At 75.1% G+C, this 14,133-nt stretch carries 14 protein-coding genes and 1 pseudogene; 4 read left to right on the top strand and 11 right to left on the bottom strand.

The genetic code is table 11. The annotated features are described in order from the left end of the window. Positions 1-84 precede the first annotated feature (84 nt). Together ABD317_RS07350 and ABD317_RS07345 are read left to right on the top strand one after the other, a co-directional pair. On the top strand, positions 85-1,695 hold the full coding sequence (locus tag ABD317_RS07350; protein ID WP_344288975.1) for an MFS transporter: 1,611 nt from the start codon (positions 85-87) through the stop codon (positions 1,693-1,695). Positions 1,696-1,845: 150 nt separating this feature from the next. After that, entirely contained in the window at positions 1,846-2,421 is a 576-nt protein-coding gene (locus tag ABD317_RS07345) for a TetR/AcrR family transcriptional regulator (protein ID WP_344288973.1), read from the top strand. Between the two features lie 52 nt (positions 2,422-2,473). Here ABD317_RS07345 and ABD317_RS07340 read toward each other — a convergent pair whose 3' ends face one another. The 7 genes and pseudogenes from ABD317_RS07340 to ABD317_RS37780 form a co-directional block, all read right to left on the bottom strand. Continuing rightward, complete coding sequence (locus ABD317_RS07340; protein WP_344288972.1) at positions 2,474-2,833, bottom strand: hypothetical protein; 360 nt, start codon at positions 2,831-2,833, stop codon at positions 2,474-2,476. Between the two features lie 65 nt (positions 2,834-2,898). Beyond that, on the bottom strand, positions 2,899-3,240 hold the full coding sequence (locus ABD317_RS07335) for a thioredoxin family protein (protein ID WP_344288970.1): 342 nt from the start codon (positions 3,238-3,240) through the stop codon (positions 2,899-2,901). 13 nt (positions 3,241-3,253) lie between these two features. After that, on the bottom strand, positions 3,254-3,673 hold the full coding sequence (locus ABD317_RS07330) for a MerR family transcriptional regulator (protein WP_344288969.1): 420 nt from the start codon (positions 3,671-3,673) through the stop codon (positions 3,254-3,256). Between the two features lie 54 nt (positions 3,674-3,727). Beyond that, positions 3,728-4,384, bottom strand: a complete 657-nt coding sequence (locus ABD317_RS07325) for a class I SAM-dependent methyltransferase (RefSeq protein ID WP_344288967.1) — start codon at positions 4,382-4,384, stop codon at positions 3,728-3,730. Between the two features lie 49 nt (positions 4,385-4,433). Then, positions 4,434-5,804, bottom strand: coding sequence for a radical SAM protein (locus tag ABD317_RS07320; protein WP_344288965.1), 1,371 nt, complete (start codon positions 5,802-5,804; stop codon positions 4,434-4,436). A 99-nt stretch (positions 5,805-5,903) separates the two neighbouring features. Further along, positions 5,904-6,140, bottom strand: a pseudogene (locus ABD317_RS07315) (RidA family protein); the annotation flags it as partial. A gap of 28 nt (positions 6,141-6,168) precedes the next feature. Then, positions 6,169-6,642 (bottom strand): Rrf2 family transcriptional regulator, encoded by a 474-nt coding sequence (locus ABD317_RS37780; RefSeq protein ID WP_425582303.1) that lies wholly within the window; start codon positions 6,640-6,642, stop codon positions 6,169-6,171. A 78-nt stretch (positions 6,643-6,720) separates the two neighbouring features. Here ABD317_RS37780 and mihF point away from each other — a divergent pair, with 78 nt between their 5' ends. After that, a complete protein-coding gene (mihF, locus tag ABD317_RS07305; protein ID WP_027754700.1) occupies positions 6,721-7,050 on the top strand; it encodes an integration host factor, actinobacterial type in 330 nt (109 codons plus the stop codon). A gap of 549 nt (positions 7,051-7,599) precedes the next feature. Here mihF and ABD317_RS07300 read toward each other — a convergent pair. Both ABD317_RS07300 and ABD317_RS07295 read right to left on the bottom strand, forming a co-directional pair. Then, entirely contained in the window at positions 7,600-8,871 is a 1,272-nt protein-coding gene (locus ABD317_RS07300) for a winged helix DNA-binding domain-containing protein (RefSeq protein WP_344288964.1), read from the bottom strand. A 413-nt stretch (positions 8,872-9,284) separates the two neighbouring features. Further along, on the bottom strand, positions 9,285-9,692 hold the full coding sequence (locus ABD317_RS07295; protein WP_344288963.1) for a RidA family protein: 408 nt from the start codon (positions 9,690-9,692) through the stop codon (positions 9,285-9,287). A gap of 69 nt (positions 9,693-9,761) precedes the next feature. On the opposite strand from ABD317_RS07295, the gene ABD317_RS07290 reads away from it, so the two are divergent. Then, positions 9,762-10,385, top strand: a complete 624-nt coding sequence (locus tag ABD317_RS07290; RefSeq protein ID WP_027754703.1) for a WHG domain-containing protein — start codon at positions 9,762-9,764, stop codon at positions 10,383-10,385. 99 nt (positions 10,386-10,484) lie between these two features. Here the strand turns inward: ABD317_RS07290 and ABD317_RS07285 are convergent, their stop codons facing one another. After that, positions 10,485-12,671, bottom strand: a complete 2,187-nt coding sequence (locus ABD317_RS07285) for an MFS transporter (RefSeq protein ID WP_344288962.1) — start codon at positions 12,669-12,671, stop codon at positions 10,485-10,487. A gap of 82 nt (positions 12,672-12,753) precedes the next feature. Beyond that, the coding region (locus ABD317_RS07280; protein WP_425582302.1) for a D-alanyl-D-alanine carboxypeptidase family protein at positions 12,754-14,133 on the bottom strand (1,380 nt) is incomplete at its 5' end.

Here is a 14,133-nt window from a genome sequence, read left to right as displayed (position 1 = left end):
TACCGCCCCGCGCCCAACAATTTGAACGAAACAACAACTAGAACTATCGTTCAAGAAAGCCCCGAGCGCGAGGGAGAGCCCCGCATGACCACGTCCGCCGCCGCCCACCGCGCCGCCCACCGCGCCGGCCCCCGGGAGTGGGCCGGCCTCGCCGTACTCGCCGTCCCCACCGCACTGCTCGGCCTGGACGTCACCGTCCTCTATCTCGCCCTCCCCGCCCTCGCCGCCGACCTGCACCCCAGCGCCACCCAATCCCTGTGGATCATGGACGCGTACGGCTTCCTCATCGCCGGGTTCCTCGTCACCATGGGCACGTTGGGCGACCGCCTCGGCCGCCGCCGGCTGCTCCTCGCCGGCGCCGCCGCCTTCGGCACCGCGTCCGTGGCCGCCGCGTACGCGCCCAGCGCCGAGGCGCTGATCGCCGCGCGGGCCGTGCTCGGGGTCGCCGGGGCGACGCTCATGCCGTCGACGCTGGCGCTGATCAGCAACATGTTCGCCGACGCCCGCCAGCGGGCGCTCGCCATCGGCGTCTGGGCGACCATGTTCGCGCTGGGCATGGCCGCCGGGCCGCTGGTCGGCGGGGCGCTGCTGGAGCGGTTCTGGTGGGGTTCGGCGTTCCTGGTCGCCGTGCCGATGGTCGCGGTGGTGCTGGTCGCGGCGCCGCTGCTGCTGCCCGAGTACCGGGCGCGTCCGGACGGCCCGTTCGACCTCGTGAGCGTCGCGCTCTCGCTCGGCGCGATCCTGCCGGTGGTCTACGCGGTCAAACACGTCGCGGCGGCGGGCGCCGGCGGGCTGGGCGGCGCCACCGGTCCCGCGCTGGCGGCCGGCGCGGCCTGCGGCGTCTGGTTCGTACGACGGCAGCGCACGCTCGCCGCGCCGCTGCTGGACCTGCGGCTGTTCGCCGAGCGGACGTTCACGGTGGCGCTCGGGCTGCTGCTGGCCGGGCTCGTCGGCGTCGGCGGCGTGATGTATCTGGTCACGCAGCACCTGCAGCTGGTGGAGGGCATGACGCCGCTGGCCGCGGGGGTGTGGATGGGCCCGCCGGCACTGATGATGTTCGTCGCGGCGATCGGGGCGCCGCTGCTCGCCCGCCGGTTCCGGCCGGGGTACGTCGTCGGGGCGACGCTCGGCGTGTCCACGGTCGGGTACGGGCTGCTCGCCACCGTCGACCGCACCGACGGCGCCGCCCCCGTCGTCGCCGGCTTCGCGCTCGTCTACCTGGGGCTCGGCGCCCTCGCCGCGCTGGGCACGGACCTGGTCGTCGGGTCGGCGCCGCCGGCGCGGGCGGGGTCGGCGTCGGCGCTGTCGGAGACGGTGCAGGAGCTGGGTCTCGCGGTGGGCGTCGCGGTGCTGGGGAGCGTCACGACGGTGGTGTACCGGGCGCGGATGGAGGGGTGGATCCCGGCCGGGCTGCCGGACGGTGCGCGGGAGGCGGCCGGCGACGGCCTTCCGGCGGCGGCCGGGGCGGCGGCGGAGCTGCCGGAGGGGGTGCTGCGGCGGTCGGAGGAGGCGTTCGTCGCGGGGTTGAACGTGGCCACGGGGATCGCGGGGGCGGCGGTGGCGGTGCTCGCGGTGGTGGCGGCGGTCGCGCTGCGCGGGATCGGCCCGACGGGGGCGGGGGACGCGGGGCCGGACGCTGACGCAGCGACGGAGGCGGAGACGGAGGCGGAGGCGAAGGCCGAGCGGGGCGGGTGACCCCGGGCGGCCGACGCGGGCGGGCCGTCCGGCGGCCGGCGGTACGCACCGGAGCCCCCGGCCCGTACGCCGAACGCCGCCGCGGCCCGCCCCTGGCTACCCTGGTCGCACCGACGACCCCGACGGGAGGCCCGCACCGTGGAGCAGGGCGTGACGCGCCGCAAGGCCGAACCCGTCACCGACGGCCGCCGCGCCCGCGGCCTCCGCCGCCGGGCGGAGATCATCGAGGCCACACTCCGCGTCGTCCAGCGCGACGGCGCCGGCGGCGTCACGCACCGCACCGTCGCCCGCGAGGCGGACGTGCCCACCAGCCTCACCGCGTACTACTTCGCCACCCTCGACGACCTTCTGGTCGCCGCGCTGTCGACGGTCGCCGACGAGTACACGCACCAGCTGGACGAGATCATCGAGGGCGAAGGAGACGACCTCGACGGCCTTGCCGCCCTCGTCGCCTCCGCGGGCGGCGACGGCCGCAAGCGCGCGCTCGCCGAACGCGAGCTGTCCACGCTGGCCGCCCGCCGCCCCGCCCTCCGCCCCGTCGCGCGGCGGTGGCGGGACGTCGTGGCCCGGATCGGCGCGCGGCACACCTCCGACCCGAGGGCGGTCGACGCGCTCGTCGCCGCGACCGACGGCCTGTGCGCGGACATCCTGCTCACCGACGCCCGCCCGGACGTACGCCGCATCCGCGCCGTGCTCGCCCACAGCCTGCGGACGGACGAGGACTGACGGACCCGGAGGGCAGGGCCGGGGAGGGAGCGGGCGGGGGTGCTGCTCCCCGCTAGCCGGCGGGCTCCGCGGGCAGGCGGTCGGCGATGGCCTGAACGGCGGCCAGCACGGCGGCGAAGCCGTTGGTGACCTTGGTTTCGATCGCGCCCACCTTGGTTTCGATCGCGCCCACCGTGGTTTCGAGCGCGCCCACCTTGGTTTCGAGCGCGCCCAGCCTCTGGCCCTGCTCCAACTGCGTCTCCCGCAGCGCCTGCAGCACCTGCTTGTGCGCCCGCAGCTCCGACTTGAACTCCGCCACGTCCCGATCGTTTATCGCGACGACCGCCCTCGTGGTGGTCAGGTGCTCGCGGAGGGCATCCATCTCGGCCTCCAGGGCCTCGATGCGGCGACGGAACTCGTCGGTCTCACTCATACGGCCCAGCGTATCTGACCTGCACCGATGCAGGGTCGTTTCTCCTCCGCACCCCTTCGAGGGAGTCAGATCACGCCGTCGAGGTCCTGCAGCAGCCGGGTCCTGGAGCGGGCGCCGACCACGGAGCGGACGGGCTCGCCGCCCTGGAAGACCAGCAGCGTGGGCACCGCGAGGACGCCGTGGGCGACCGTCGTCTCCGGGTTGTGGTCGACGTCGAGGCGTACGGCCTTCACCCGGTCGCCCAGTTCGGCGGCGAGCGCGCCGAGGACGGGCGTGAGCTGCTTGCACGACGGGCACCACGCGGCGGTGAACTGCACCAGCACCGGCACGTCCGCGCGCAGCACCTCCGCGGTGAACGTCTCGTCGGTGACGTACGGAACGTCACCCGTCGTCTGCGTCGTCGTCATGTGCGCTCTCCCTTCAGCCGCCGCACAGCGGCACGTCTCCACGGTCGCCGCCCGCCCCGCCCGCACCGCACGGCGGCGGCATCGCCTCCGCGCGTGCCAGCTGCGCGGTCAGGTGGTCGCGTGCCGCCCGCAGTTCGGCCATCAGCTCGTCGAGTTCGGCGATCTTCCTGCGGTACACCGCGCGCGAGTCGGGGCAGGAGTCGCCCGCCGGGTGGCCGGCGCGCAGGCACTCCACGAAGGGCCGGGTGTCCTCCAGCTCGAAGCCGAAGTCCTGCAGCGTGCGGATCTGCGCCACGAGCCGCAGGGCGTCGTCGCCGTACACGCGGTGGCCGTTGGCGCCGCGGTCGGCGGCGGGCAGCAGCCCGCGCGACTCGTAGTAGCGCAGGGTCCGCGTGCTGACCCCGGCTCTCGCGGCGAGTTCCCCGATGCGCATACGGCCGACGTTAGACGTTGAGGCCGACGTCAGGACAAGCGCGGGACGCGCGCGCTACGCCTCCGGCCGGCGGGCGAGGACGTACGCGCGCGTCGTCTCGGGCTCCTGCGGGTAGTGGGCGCGCTCCAGCGTAGCCTCTGTCTCGAAGCCGGCCGTCTCCAGCAGGCCGGCGACCGCCGACGGGAGCAGGAAGCGGAAGTCCACGTCCACCGGGTGCCCCCACCAGTCGTCCAGGTGCCGCACCTCGGTGCCGGCGTGGAACGAGACCAGCAGCCGGCCGCCGGGCCGCAGCACGCGCCGCGCCTCGGCGAACGCGGGCGCCAGCTCGTCCGGTTCGAGGTGGATCACCGAGTACAGCGCGACCGCGGCGCCGAACTCGCCGTCCGCCGCCGGCAGCCGCAGCAGGTCACCCTCGCGGAACTCCGCCTCGGGGTGCTCCCGCCGGGCGAGGGCGACCATGCCCGGCGACAGGTCGACCCCGACCGCCCGCGCCCCGCGCGCCGCGAGCCACCCCGTGACGTGCCCGGGGCCGCAGCCCAGGTCGGCGACCGGGGCGCCGTCCTCGGTCTGCTCCAGGAGCGCGGCGAGCAGCGCCCGGTCCAGCGGCTTGTGCGCCAGCTCGCCGCCGACGGTGTCGAGGTACGTCTCCGCCACGGTGTCGTAGCTGCTCCGCACCGCCCGCCGCGCGTCGTTCCCCGTCGTCCCGGTCATGGCGTACAGCCTCCCACGCGGCTACGACATCCCGCGCGGCCCGCCGCGTTCAGGCGCGGGCCGGGACCGCCGCCTCGGTCGCGTCGTCGGGCAGCGGCATCGAGTCCATGAACGAGCTGACCGAGAACACCGCCCGCCCCGCCCCCGGCGGCCCGTATCCGGGCGGGGACGCCAGCCCGTGGGTGTCCAGGGCGTCCTGGTACGTCTCCAGCAGCCGGATGTGGTACTCCAGCGGCGCACCCTCGGGGTTGGCCTTGCCCAGCGGCGTCGTCGGCTCCGGGCACCAGGTGGTGAACCGGGGCACGACCCCGTGCGACATGAAGAAGTCGAGCCCTTCGCGGGTGGACGCGATGGCCTCGTCGACCGTCGTGAAGCCGAACGGCTCGGCCATCTCCACGCCGGCGACGAAGTTGGGGATGACGTTCGCCGGGCCGAAGACGTCGGCGGAGTCGAGGATGCGGCGGTGCCACTCGTCGCGGCCGACGTAGCGCTCCTTGCCGGGGCAGTACAGCTCGAAGAGCCGGCGGTCCCACACCTCGAAGTTGGGGTGGTAGATCTGCGCGCCGTGGTCGCGGAAGCGCTGCACGTCGGCCTTCGGCAGCGCCTGGGCGACGACCTTGCCGATCCAGCGGCCCGGGAAGCGCTCCTCGATGGCCTCGGCGTACTGGCCGTAGAAGTCGGCCTCGTCCTTGCCGCCGACGTGGCGGGTGACGGCGCCGCCGGTGAGGGTGTACGCGGTGGAGGTCTTCGCGGTGTCGTACCGGTTGATGATCTCCAGCGCCTCCAGCACCTCCTCCACCGGCTTGACGCCCGTGTACGGGCGGCCGGCGGCCTTGTGCTGGCGCCAGTTGTGGTTGATGTCGCAGTACTGGCACTCCTCCTTGGCGCCGAAGTACTGGCAGACACGGAAGACCGTGAGGTAGATCAGGTAGCCCCACTGGATGGTGGGCGCCACCTCCATGACGGACTTGCCGTTGGCGAGCGTGTGCCGGTAGTAGTCCGGCATCGGCGGCAGGCCGACGTCGGCGATGCGGGCGCCGTCGAGGTAGAGGCCGAGGGCGCCGTCGTCGCCGGGCTTGACGCGGTACGGGGACGAGGGGTTGACCCGTACGGAGACGACGGTGCGGCGCAGGTCGTACGGGCCGCCGGTGAGGACGACCTCCTCCGGCGGGCGGTTGAGGGCGGCGGCTCCCAGCTCGGGGAGCGTGCCGTGGTCGAAGGAGAAGATGAAGTACGACTTCGGCTTCACCTCGCCGGAGCCGTCCTCGCCCGCGCCGCTGAGCGCGGAGTCGTCGAAGGCCATCCCGCCCCGCAGCAGGTCCTCCTTGATCACGGCTTCCCGGGGCACGTGCGGGAAGCGGGCCATGAGGCCCTCGACCAGGTCGGTCCGGCTGCGGCTCGCTGCGGTGTCGGTGTCCATGTACTTGCTCCCTCCGGGCGTCCGTGGCGGAGCGACGCCGCACCCTCCATTGAACACGTGCGCCCGCCCGCGCCGGGCGGCGGGGCGCGGGCGCGCCGTTCAGCGCGGGCCGGCGGGCGCGTCCGGGGCGGCCTCGAACGCGGGGCCCTGAGCAGCCGGTACGGGGCGTACGGCCACCGCGTCGACCTCGCAGAGCATCTCCGGCAGGGCCGGCGGCGCCACCCCGACGAGGGTCTGCGCGGGCAGTGAATCGCCCCACACCCGGCGTAGCCCGGCGAGGACGGCGGCCAGCCGCTCGCGGTCGTGGCCGACGACGTACGTGCCGAGGCGCACGACGGCGTACGGGCCATGGGGGCGGGTCCTTTCAGGTGAATCCGGGTGAGGGGGTGAGGGGTGCGCGGGTACGGGGCGGGGCCGGCGGGCTCACGGCGTCCCGGTCGGTGCGGCGGCGGGCGCGGTTGCGGGCGCGGCGGCACGCGGCCCGGAATCTCCTCCCTCCCGGCCCGGCCGGCCCGTATCCGAAGAGTTCCGTCAGCCGTCGGCGAGCCAGCGCCGCAGCCTCCCGGGCGGCCCGCCACCGGGGCCCTGCCGCCGGATCTCCGTGCAGCGGAATACCTCCGTCCGGGCCCTCGACGGCGGCGACGACGTCCATGAGCGTGATCCGCGCGAGCGGCCGGGCGAGCCGGAAGCCGCCGCGCGGCCCGGACTGGGTATCCAGAATTACCAACGCAAGCAGGAGAGCTGCGAAGCCGTGGATACGTACAGCAGACCGTCGGACATCTCGACTTAACGCCCAAGACGGTAACTTTTCAGCACAGCTGACTTTCGCGGCACACACTCAAATGGCGGATCAAATCCGGATACTCCGGCTACTGTTCTCCTCAAGTCGCAATAGCTAGAGGGGAGTAGTGCGCAAATGGGGCCGATGAAGAAGATCCCGGGACAGCGCAGTCCTGTGGAGTGTGCGCGCGCCTTGGACCAGGCACTTGAGGCCCAGCGGGCCCGGACCGCGCTCGTCCGGGCGGTCCGGAACGGGGAGGTGGACTGCGTGCAGGCGCTGGAGCGGGCGGCGCGGGACGCCCTGGCCGGGGACATGCTGGCCAAGGACTTCCTGCTGGCGCTGCCGGGCGTGGGTCCGGCGCAGACCGCGAAGCTGATGACGCAGCTGGGGCTGTCGGACGGCCGCAGGCTGCGCAGCCTCGCGCCGGGCCAGCGGGAGCTGATCGGCGCGGCGGTACGGAGCTGACCCCGCCGGGGGCGGGGGTGCGGAAGGCGCGAGCCGCGGACGGCCTCCCGCCGGGGGCGGGCCGCGCGGCCCGGAGGTCCCCGGGGGCAGCGGACCGGGCACGGAGAACCGGGCACGGACGACCGGAGACGGAAGTCGGCCGTGGCATTCGGCGCGGGGCCGGGGGTCGGGGCCGGGCCGTGGACCGGGACCGGGGCGGTAGGGGTAGGGGCGGGGTTCGGGTCGGCCAGAGCGTGGACCAGGGCCGAAGTCGGGCCGGGCCGTGGACCGGAACCGGGGTCGGGCCGGGTCGTGGGCCGGGGATCGTGTCGTATGGACCGGGCGCAGGGCTGCGGGCCGCGACGCACACACGCTTCCCCACACTCCCGCCCCAGGGTAGGCCGCCACTCTGACAAGCACCGCTCAGCGGGTGTCGGGGTGGCCCACCGCGGCACCTGGCGGCCGACAGGCAAGCCTACGAAGCGACCCGCCCGGGCCCGCCGCTGAGGCGGCAGGCCGGAGAGCCGGGCCGCCGGCTCGGCCGGCACGCCCCCGCGCCCGGGGCCGCCGCTAGGCGTGCGGGCCCACCGTCACCGGGCCCACCGTCAGCTCCGCCCGGCCCTCCATGATCTCCCCCAGCCGCTCCACCTCCCCCTCCAGCGCCCGCCTGCGCGCCGTCGGCAGCCGGTCGAGCGGCTCGACGGTCACCGCGATCCGGCGGCCCGAGCGGCGCTGGTGCCACACGCCCGCCGCCTCGCCGTCGACCAGCAGCACCGGGAAGTTGCCCGCCTGGCCGCCGGCGAGGGCGCGCTCGTAGGCCTGCCCGGGAAAGAGCAGTTCGCGGGGGCGGCAGGCGATGGCGTACGCGTCGAAGTACGGCAGCAGCCGCACCCCGCGCGCCTGCTCGGCCGGCGCCGCCGGCACCGCCGTGTCCCCCGCCACCACCCACGACGGCACCCCGGCCAGCTCCACCGGCTCGATCGCGTCCGCCTTCGCCTGCGCCGCGAACAGGTCCCGGGCCCAGCCGGCCGGGGCGGCCAGCCAGCGGGCGAAGTCCTGCGGGGTGGCGGGGCCGTAGGCGTGCAGGTAGCGGCGTACGAGCGCGCCGAGCGCCGCGTCCGGCGGCGCGGGGGCGAAGCCCGGCAGCCAGCGCTGCGGGCTCGTGTACGTGACCTTCCGGCCGCGGTTCGGGCCGAAGCACAGGGCGCCGCGGTGGGAGGCCAGCGCGGTGGCCGCCCGCCAGCGCGGCCACGTCGACTGGAACGCCTCCATCACCGGGTCCGCCGCCCACGACCCGGCGCGCTCGGCGATGGCGTCGGTCAGCTCGTCGACCGTCAGCTCCGCGTCGGCGAGGGCGTCGGCCGCGGCGGCGACGACGGCGTCGGCCTGGTCGGGGGTGAGCAGGCCGAGGGTGCCGCCGCCGTTGCCGGAGCCGGCGGGCAGCGCGCCGAGGGCGCCGGTCCACAGCGGCAGGTCGGCGGCGGGGAGGAGGTGGACGGTGCCGCGGGGGCCGAAGGTCTTGACGACGGTGCGGTCGTCCCAGAGCGCACGGCGTACGTCGGCGCGGGTGGCGCCGGCGATGCGCATGCCGACGGAGAGTTCGGCGGCGGAGAGCACCTGGGCCTGGGCACCGCAGAGGGCGCGGAGGACGGCGGCGGGGGTGCCGTCGGGCAGCTCGCGGACCCCCGCGGAGCCGCCGGCCGCGTCCCGTTCCACCGCGGAGCCGGTACGGCGCCCGGAGCCCGCGCCCGCGGCGCCCTCCGCCGGCGCCGGCGGCGCCAGCCCGCTGCGGGCCAGCCGCCTTGCGCTGGCCTGCTCCCACGTCATCGTCCGCGCGCCCATCCGCCGCCCTCCTCGCCGTCACCGCTCCGTCCGGGAAACCGACCGTAGAACGCCTTCCGGTCAGCCTCTGTCCGCAACCCCCTACGGGACCGCACGAACCGCCCTCTACCACCGGCCTCACCCCCACGCGGCCGTTTCCCGCGGAATCGGCCCGGGCGGACCCGGCCCGCAGCAGACTGGGGCACGGGTCGGCGCTCGGGGCGGCGGCACGGCCGAGGAGGTGTTCGCCGATGGCATGTGGCTGGTGGAACTCGCGCCGGTGCCGGACCCGGCGCTGCTGGCGCCCGCCGCGGCCGTGCCGCTGCGGCGCGCCGACGAGGCCGCCCGTACACAACCGGAGGTGCTCGGCGGGCGGCGGGCGGGCGCGCACCTGCCGCCGCTGAAAGCGCCCCGCGAAGGCACCGCCCGCCGCGCTACTCCAGCACCGCGGTCGCCTCGACCTCCACCAGCAGGTCCGGCTCCCCCAGGGCCGCCACCCCGAGCAGGGTGATCGGCTTGACCGGGTCGACGCCGAGCTTCGCCGCCGCCCGGTTCACCCCCTCGCCCAGCAGCGGCATCTTCTCGGGGCTCCAGTCGACGACGTACACGGTCAGCTTCGCCACGTCGGCGAAGGAGCCGCCGACCCCGGCCAGGGCGGTGGCGACATTGAGGTAGCTCTGCTCGACCTGCGCGGCCAGGTCGCCCTCGCCCACGGGCCGGCCGTCGGCGTCGCGGGCGACCTGGCCCGCGAGGAACACCAGCCGCGACCCGGTGGCGACCGACAGCTGCCGGTAGACCTCCGGCTTCGGCAGCCCTTCGGGGTTGACCAATGTGACTGCCATGAACGGCACCTTCCTCTCGCCTCGCCTCACGCCGCACTATACATAACAGCGTTATGTATAGTGCGGGCCATGGCGCGGACGAAGGACCCGGCGGTGCGTTCCCTGCTGCTCGAACGGGCCGCGCAGATGCTCCGTACGAGGGAGCCCGTCACGCTCCGCACCCTGGTCGCCGGCACGGGCGTCTCCACGATGGCCGTCTACACCTACTTCGGCGGGCTCGACGGGCTGTGGCGGGCGCTGCGGCAGGAGGGCTTCGCCCGGCTGGCGGCCCGGCTCGCGGCCGTCGACACGACCGCGGACGCCGTGCGCGACCTCGCCGCGCTGGGAGCCGCGTACCTGGTCAACGCGGTGGAGAACCCCGACCTCTACCGGATCATGTTCGACGCAGGCTTCGACCTCGACGACCCCGGCGCCGCCGACGAGACCCTGCACAGCCTCGTCCGCACCGTCGAACGCGCCACCGCCGACGGGCGCTTCGCCGCCGGGACCGACCCGCTGGAGCTGGCGACGCAGAGCTGGGCCGCCGGCCACGGGTTCGCGTCGCTCGTCACCGCGGGCCCCCTGCCGTACGCGGCGCTCGCCCACGGCGTGCCCCTGCTGACGGCGCTGTTCACGGCCGCGGGCGACGAGCCGGGCCGGTGCCGCGCGTCGGTCGCGCGCGGCTGGGCCGAGCTGCCGGCCACGGCTCCGTGACGGTACGCCCCCCGTCCGTACGCCCAGGGCCCGCACGCCCCCCGTCTGTACACTCGGCACACTCCGCGCGCGTACGCGCGCCCGAACGCCCCGCCGCGCCTACTCCGGGCACTGCGTGCCGCGCGGCAGCTGGTACGGCGCCGAGATGCGGTATGTGCCCGGGCGCGGGGCGTGCAGGCGGGTCCAGTCGCCGGCCTTCGTCACGCAGCCCTCCGGGTTCACGTACAGCTGCCCGCTCTCCGACCACTCCCGGACCCCGTCGACGTCCGGGTCGTCCGAGCCGTCGTCGTCCAGCACCTGCGGCGCCTCGACGCCCTCGCCGTCCTCGTCGACGAGCCCGAGCCACGGCGAGAACGGCACCCGCACCAGCACAGGGCCCGCGTACTTCACGTCGATGACCAGCTCGCCCTCGTCCGCCCGCCGCACCTCCGCGGGCGCCTCGACCAGCGGCGTGGGGTTGTTGACCCGGAACAGCCGCCAGTTGGCGTCCGCCCAGATCTCGGTCAGGTACGGCTGGCCCTGGGCGACGATCTCCGCCTCCTCGTGCGCCCCGGTGTCCGGCCGGTCCTCCACCGGCAGCACCACGTACCGCACCGCCCAGTGCTTCAGCCAGCCGCGGTACGTCTCCGGGGTGAGGCTGCCGTCGTAGAAGATCTCGTGCCGGTCCAGGTCCGCCTGCCGGTTCCAGCCGCGGGCCAGGCTCACGTACGGCGCGAGCGCCGACGCCTCCCGGTGGCTGCGCACCGGCACCACCTCGACCCGGCCCGCCTCCGCGTCCACCTGCCGCAGCTGGTCCACCAGCGGCGCCAGCTCGCGCGTCCAGGCCGCGTCCGGGCTGGTGAGCACGAGGTCGACGACGGGCTTGACGACCGTCCAGACGGTGATGGCCGCGAACGCCAGATACACCGCGGCCACCGAGCGCAGCAGCCGCGGCGCGGCCGGCCGCGTCCCCGACTGCGCGATGACCAGCAGCACCGTGCCGCCGAAGATCAGCGCCAGCCGCTCGACGTTGCTCCCGATCGGCGAGGGGATGACCCAGCAGGCGAGGGTGCCGAGGAAGTACACCGCGGCGCCGATACGGACCGTGCGCCACGACTCGGGCGCCATCAGCCAGATCAGCGCGGCGGTGATCATCGGCGCCACCGCGGAGATCCACGGCATCGGCTGCGTCCCCTGGAACGGGAACAGCCAGGTGGACAGCGCGACGACCACCGGCGGCGCCAGCCCGAGCAGATACGCCTCGGTGCGCCGCTTCTGCAGGAACAGCACGCCGGCGACCAGCCCGACGAACAGCCCGGCCACCGGGCTCGCCGCCGTCGCCAGCATGGTGGACAGCACGACCGCGGTCCCCCGCCAGCCGCCCACGCGCCGCCGGCCCTTCCCGGCGCCACCGGCCCCGTCGTCCCCCTCGTCCTCGTCGTCGCGGTCACCCGGGAAGACCAGCGCGATCGCGACCAGCCCGAAGAGCAGCCCCAGCCCGAACGTGACGCGGCCCGAGGCCGCGTTGCCCAGCAGCGCCAGGGCGCCCCACAGCGACGGCACCAGCGGCCGCGGCACCTGCCGGCAGCGGGCGAGGATCAGCGCCAGCACGCCGGCGGACAGCGTGCCGGCGAGCACCATCGTCGTGCGCACGCCGAGCACGGCCATCAGATAGGGCGAGATGACGCTGTACGAGACGGGGTGGAGGCCGCCGTACCAGGCGAAGTTGTACGCCGTGGAGGGGTGGCGGCCCGCGAACTCGGCCCAGGCGTCCTGCGCCGCCAGGTCGCCGCCCTCGTTGGCGAGGAGCAGCAGCCAGAGGATGTGCAGGACGCCGGCGGTGACGAGCGTGGTGAGCACGGGGCGCTGGGCGAGCCAGCGCAGCAGGTCACGGAGCTGGTCGGGCAGAGGGCGGGAGCCGGGCAGAGCGGCGCGCAGCCGGTCGCCGAACGGGCGACGGGCGGTGGCGGGGCCGGTGGGAGCGGGAGCCCCGGTGCCGGTCGCCGGGTCCGTACGGGCCGGGGCGCCGCCGGGGCCAGCCAGGCCCGCACCGGCGCCGGTGCCGGCAGTGCCGGCACCGTCACCGCCGCGTACGGCGCCACCGCCGTCGTCGTCCCGTCCCACGTCCGTATTGTCCCCACCGCCGCCGTCGCCCGCCGCGCCGGAAGCACCCTTCGGGCCGCCGCTCTCCGCAGGGTCCGCGGACGCGGGCGCGGGCACGGCCGCGTCGGCGGCGGCTCCCGCGGCGTCTCCCGAAGCTGCTCGGCCGCCGGCCGCGGCCTCGCGGTCCGGCTGCACGGTGGTCACTGCGACGACTCCCCGTCTTCCCTCGACGTCCCCCGGGGGCGGTGCCAGCGACGCTAGCACGGGCGTACGACACCCCCGGCGGCTAACCGAGCCTGGTGAGCTTCGCCCCGGTACCAGGCTCCGACAAGTCCTCCGCCAGCGCCACGGGCACCCGCACTTCGCCCTGGCCGGAGCCCATCGTCAGCATCCCGGCCACGTCACCCTTCGCACCCTCGTGCGGCACCTCTCCGGAGCGTCCCGGGCCGAGTTCCAGGCGGACCTTCAGCCCGCCCCAGCCCGGCGCCACGACGTCCTTCGCCGCCACCACCGGCGTCGTACCGCCGAGGCCGTCGTCGATCTCGCCGACGACGTCGCCCTTCTTCACGACGGTCATGTCGGTGAGCGCCTCCTCGCCCGCCGCCATCAGCTGCCGGCCGTACTCCATCGCGGTCGGCAACTGCGGCACCGCGTACTGCCCGAGGACCGCGCCGACGATCAACTGCTCCTCCCCCGCGGCCTCCTTCTCGGTGGCGAAGAGGAAGTTGCCGCCGGCCTTGGTGGTCGAGCCGACCTTGATGCCGATGCCGTGCACCGGAACCATCTTGTTGCTGTTGTCGTGGTCGTCGCCGCGGCTGTCGGTGTAGACGGGCATGGCGACGATCTGCTTGAACAGCGGGTCTTTCATCACGACCTTGCCGAGGAGCACCTGGTCCTCGGCGGTGGAGACGGTGGAGTCCTTCAGGCCGCTGGGGTCGGTGTAGGTGGTGCCGTCCATGCCCAGCTCCCGGGCGGTCTTGTTCATCTCGTCCACGAACGCCTGCATGTCGCCGTCCGAGTGCCAGCGGGCGAGCAGTCGGGCGACGTTGTTGGCGGACGCGATGAGGAGGGCCTGCAGGGCCTCCTTCTGGCTCAGCTCCGAGTCCGGGTCCAGCTCGACGGTCGTCTCGCCCTCGGAGCTGAGGGCGGCCTCCTCGACGGCGGTGTCGTCGACGGGGATGGAGGCGCCGTCGCCGCCGGGCTTCATCGGGTGGTCGCGCAGGATGATGTACGCGGTCATGACCTTGGCGACGCTGCCGATCGGGACCGGCTTCTGCTTCCCGTACGAGCCGAGGGTGCCGAGCCCGGCGACGTCCATCGACGCCTGGCCCTCGTCGGGCCAGGGCATCTCGGGGGTGCCGCCCTCGAAGGTGTAGCCGGGGGCGGCGGTGAGAGTGAGGGACGTGGCGGGCAGCGGGCGGACCAGTTGGACCACGCCGAGGACGATCGCGAGCAGGACGACCAGCGGCGTCCAGATCTTCACGCGCCGTACGAGGGTACGGGCGAAGGTCTCGGGCGGGGGCGGGGTGTTGGTCAGCTCGGCGAGCAGGTCGAGCGGGCGCTTCTCCTCGTACGGCGGGAGCGGCTGCTGCTGGGTCCGCTCCCGGCCGGGCGGCGTCGCGGGCCGGTCGGCGGCCGCCGCCGGCGGCGCGGGGTTCGCCGGCGG

Origin of the sequence: Streptomyces synnematoformans (genome assembly GCF_039531005.1) — a bacterium.
GTDB classification, from domain to species: domain Bacteria; phylum Actinomycetota; class Actinomycetes; order Streptomycetales; family Streptomycetaceae; genus Streptomyces; species Streptomyces synnematoformans.
This window is presented reverse-complemented; position numbering and strand designations above follow the sequence as displayed.

Excerpts from the sequence above, each read along its gene's own strand:
- ABD317_RS07340 (WP_344288972.1), bottom strand. The coding sequence starts at position 2,833 with ATGAGTGAGACCGACGAGTTCCGTCGCCGCATCGAGGCCCTGGAGGCC.
- ABD317_RS07325 (WP_344288967.1), bottom strand. The coding sequence starts at position 4,384 with ATGACCGGGACGACGGGGAACGACGCGCGGCGGGCGGTGCGGAGCAGC.
- ABD317_RS07295 (WP_344288963.1), bottom strand. The coding sequence starts at position 9,692 with ATGGCAGTCACATTGGTCAACCCCGAAGGGCTGCCGAAGCCGGAGGTC.
- ABD317_RS07335 (WP_344288970.1), bottom strand. The coding sequence starts at position 3,240 with ATGACGACGACGCAGACGACGGGTGACGTTCCGTACGTCACCGACGAG.
- ABD317_RS07350 (WP_344288975.1), top strand. The coding sequence starts at position 85 with ATGACCACGTCCGCCGCCGCCCACCGCGCCGCCCACCGCGCCGGCCCC.
- ABD317_RS07330 (WP_344288969.1), bottom strand. The coding sequence starts at position 3,673 with ATGCGCATCGGGGAACTCGCCGCGAGAGCCGGGGTCAGCACGCGGACC.
- ABD317_RS07320 (WP_344288965.1), bottom strand. The coding sequence starts at position 5,804 with ATGGACACCGACACCGCAGCGAGCCGCAGCCGGACCGACCTGGTCGAG.
- mihF (WP_027754700.1), top strand. The coding sequence starts at position 6,721 with ATGGGGCCGATGAAGAAGATCCCGGGACAGCGCAGTCCTGTGGAGTGT.
- ABD317_RS07300 (WP_344288964.1), bottom strand. The coding sequence starts at position 8,871 with ATGGGCGCGCGGACGATGACGTGGGAGCAGGCCAGCGCAAGGCGGCTG.
- ABD317_RS07290 (WP_027754703.1), top strand. The coding sequence starts at position 9,762 with ATGGCGCGGACGAAGGACCCGGCGGTGCGTTCCCTGCTGCTCGAACGG.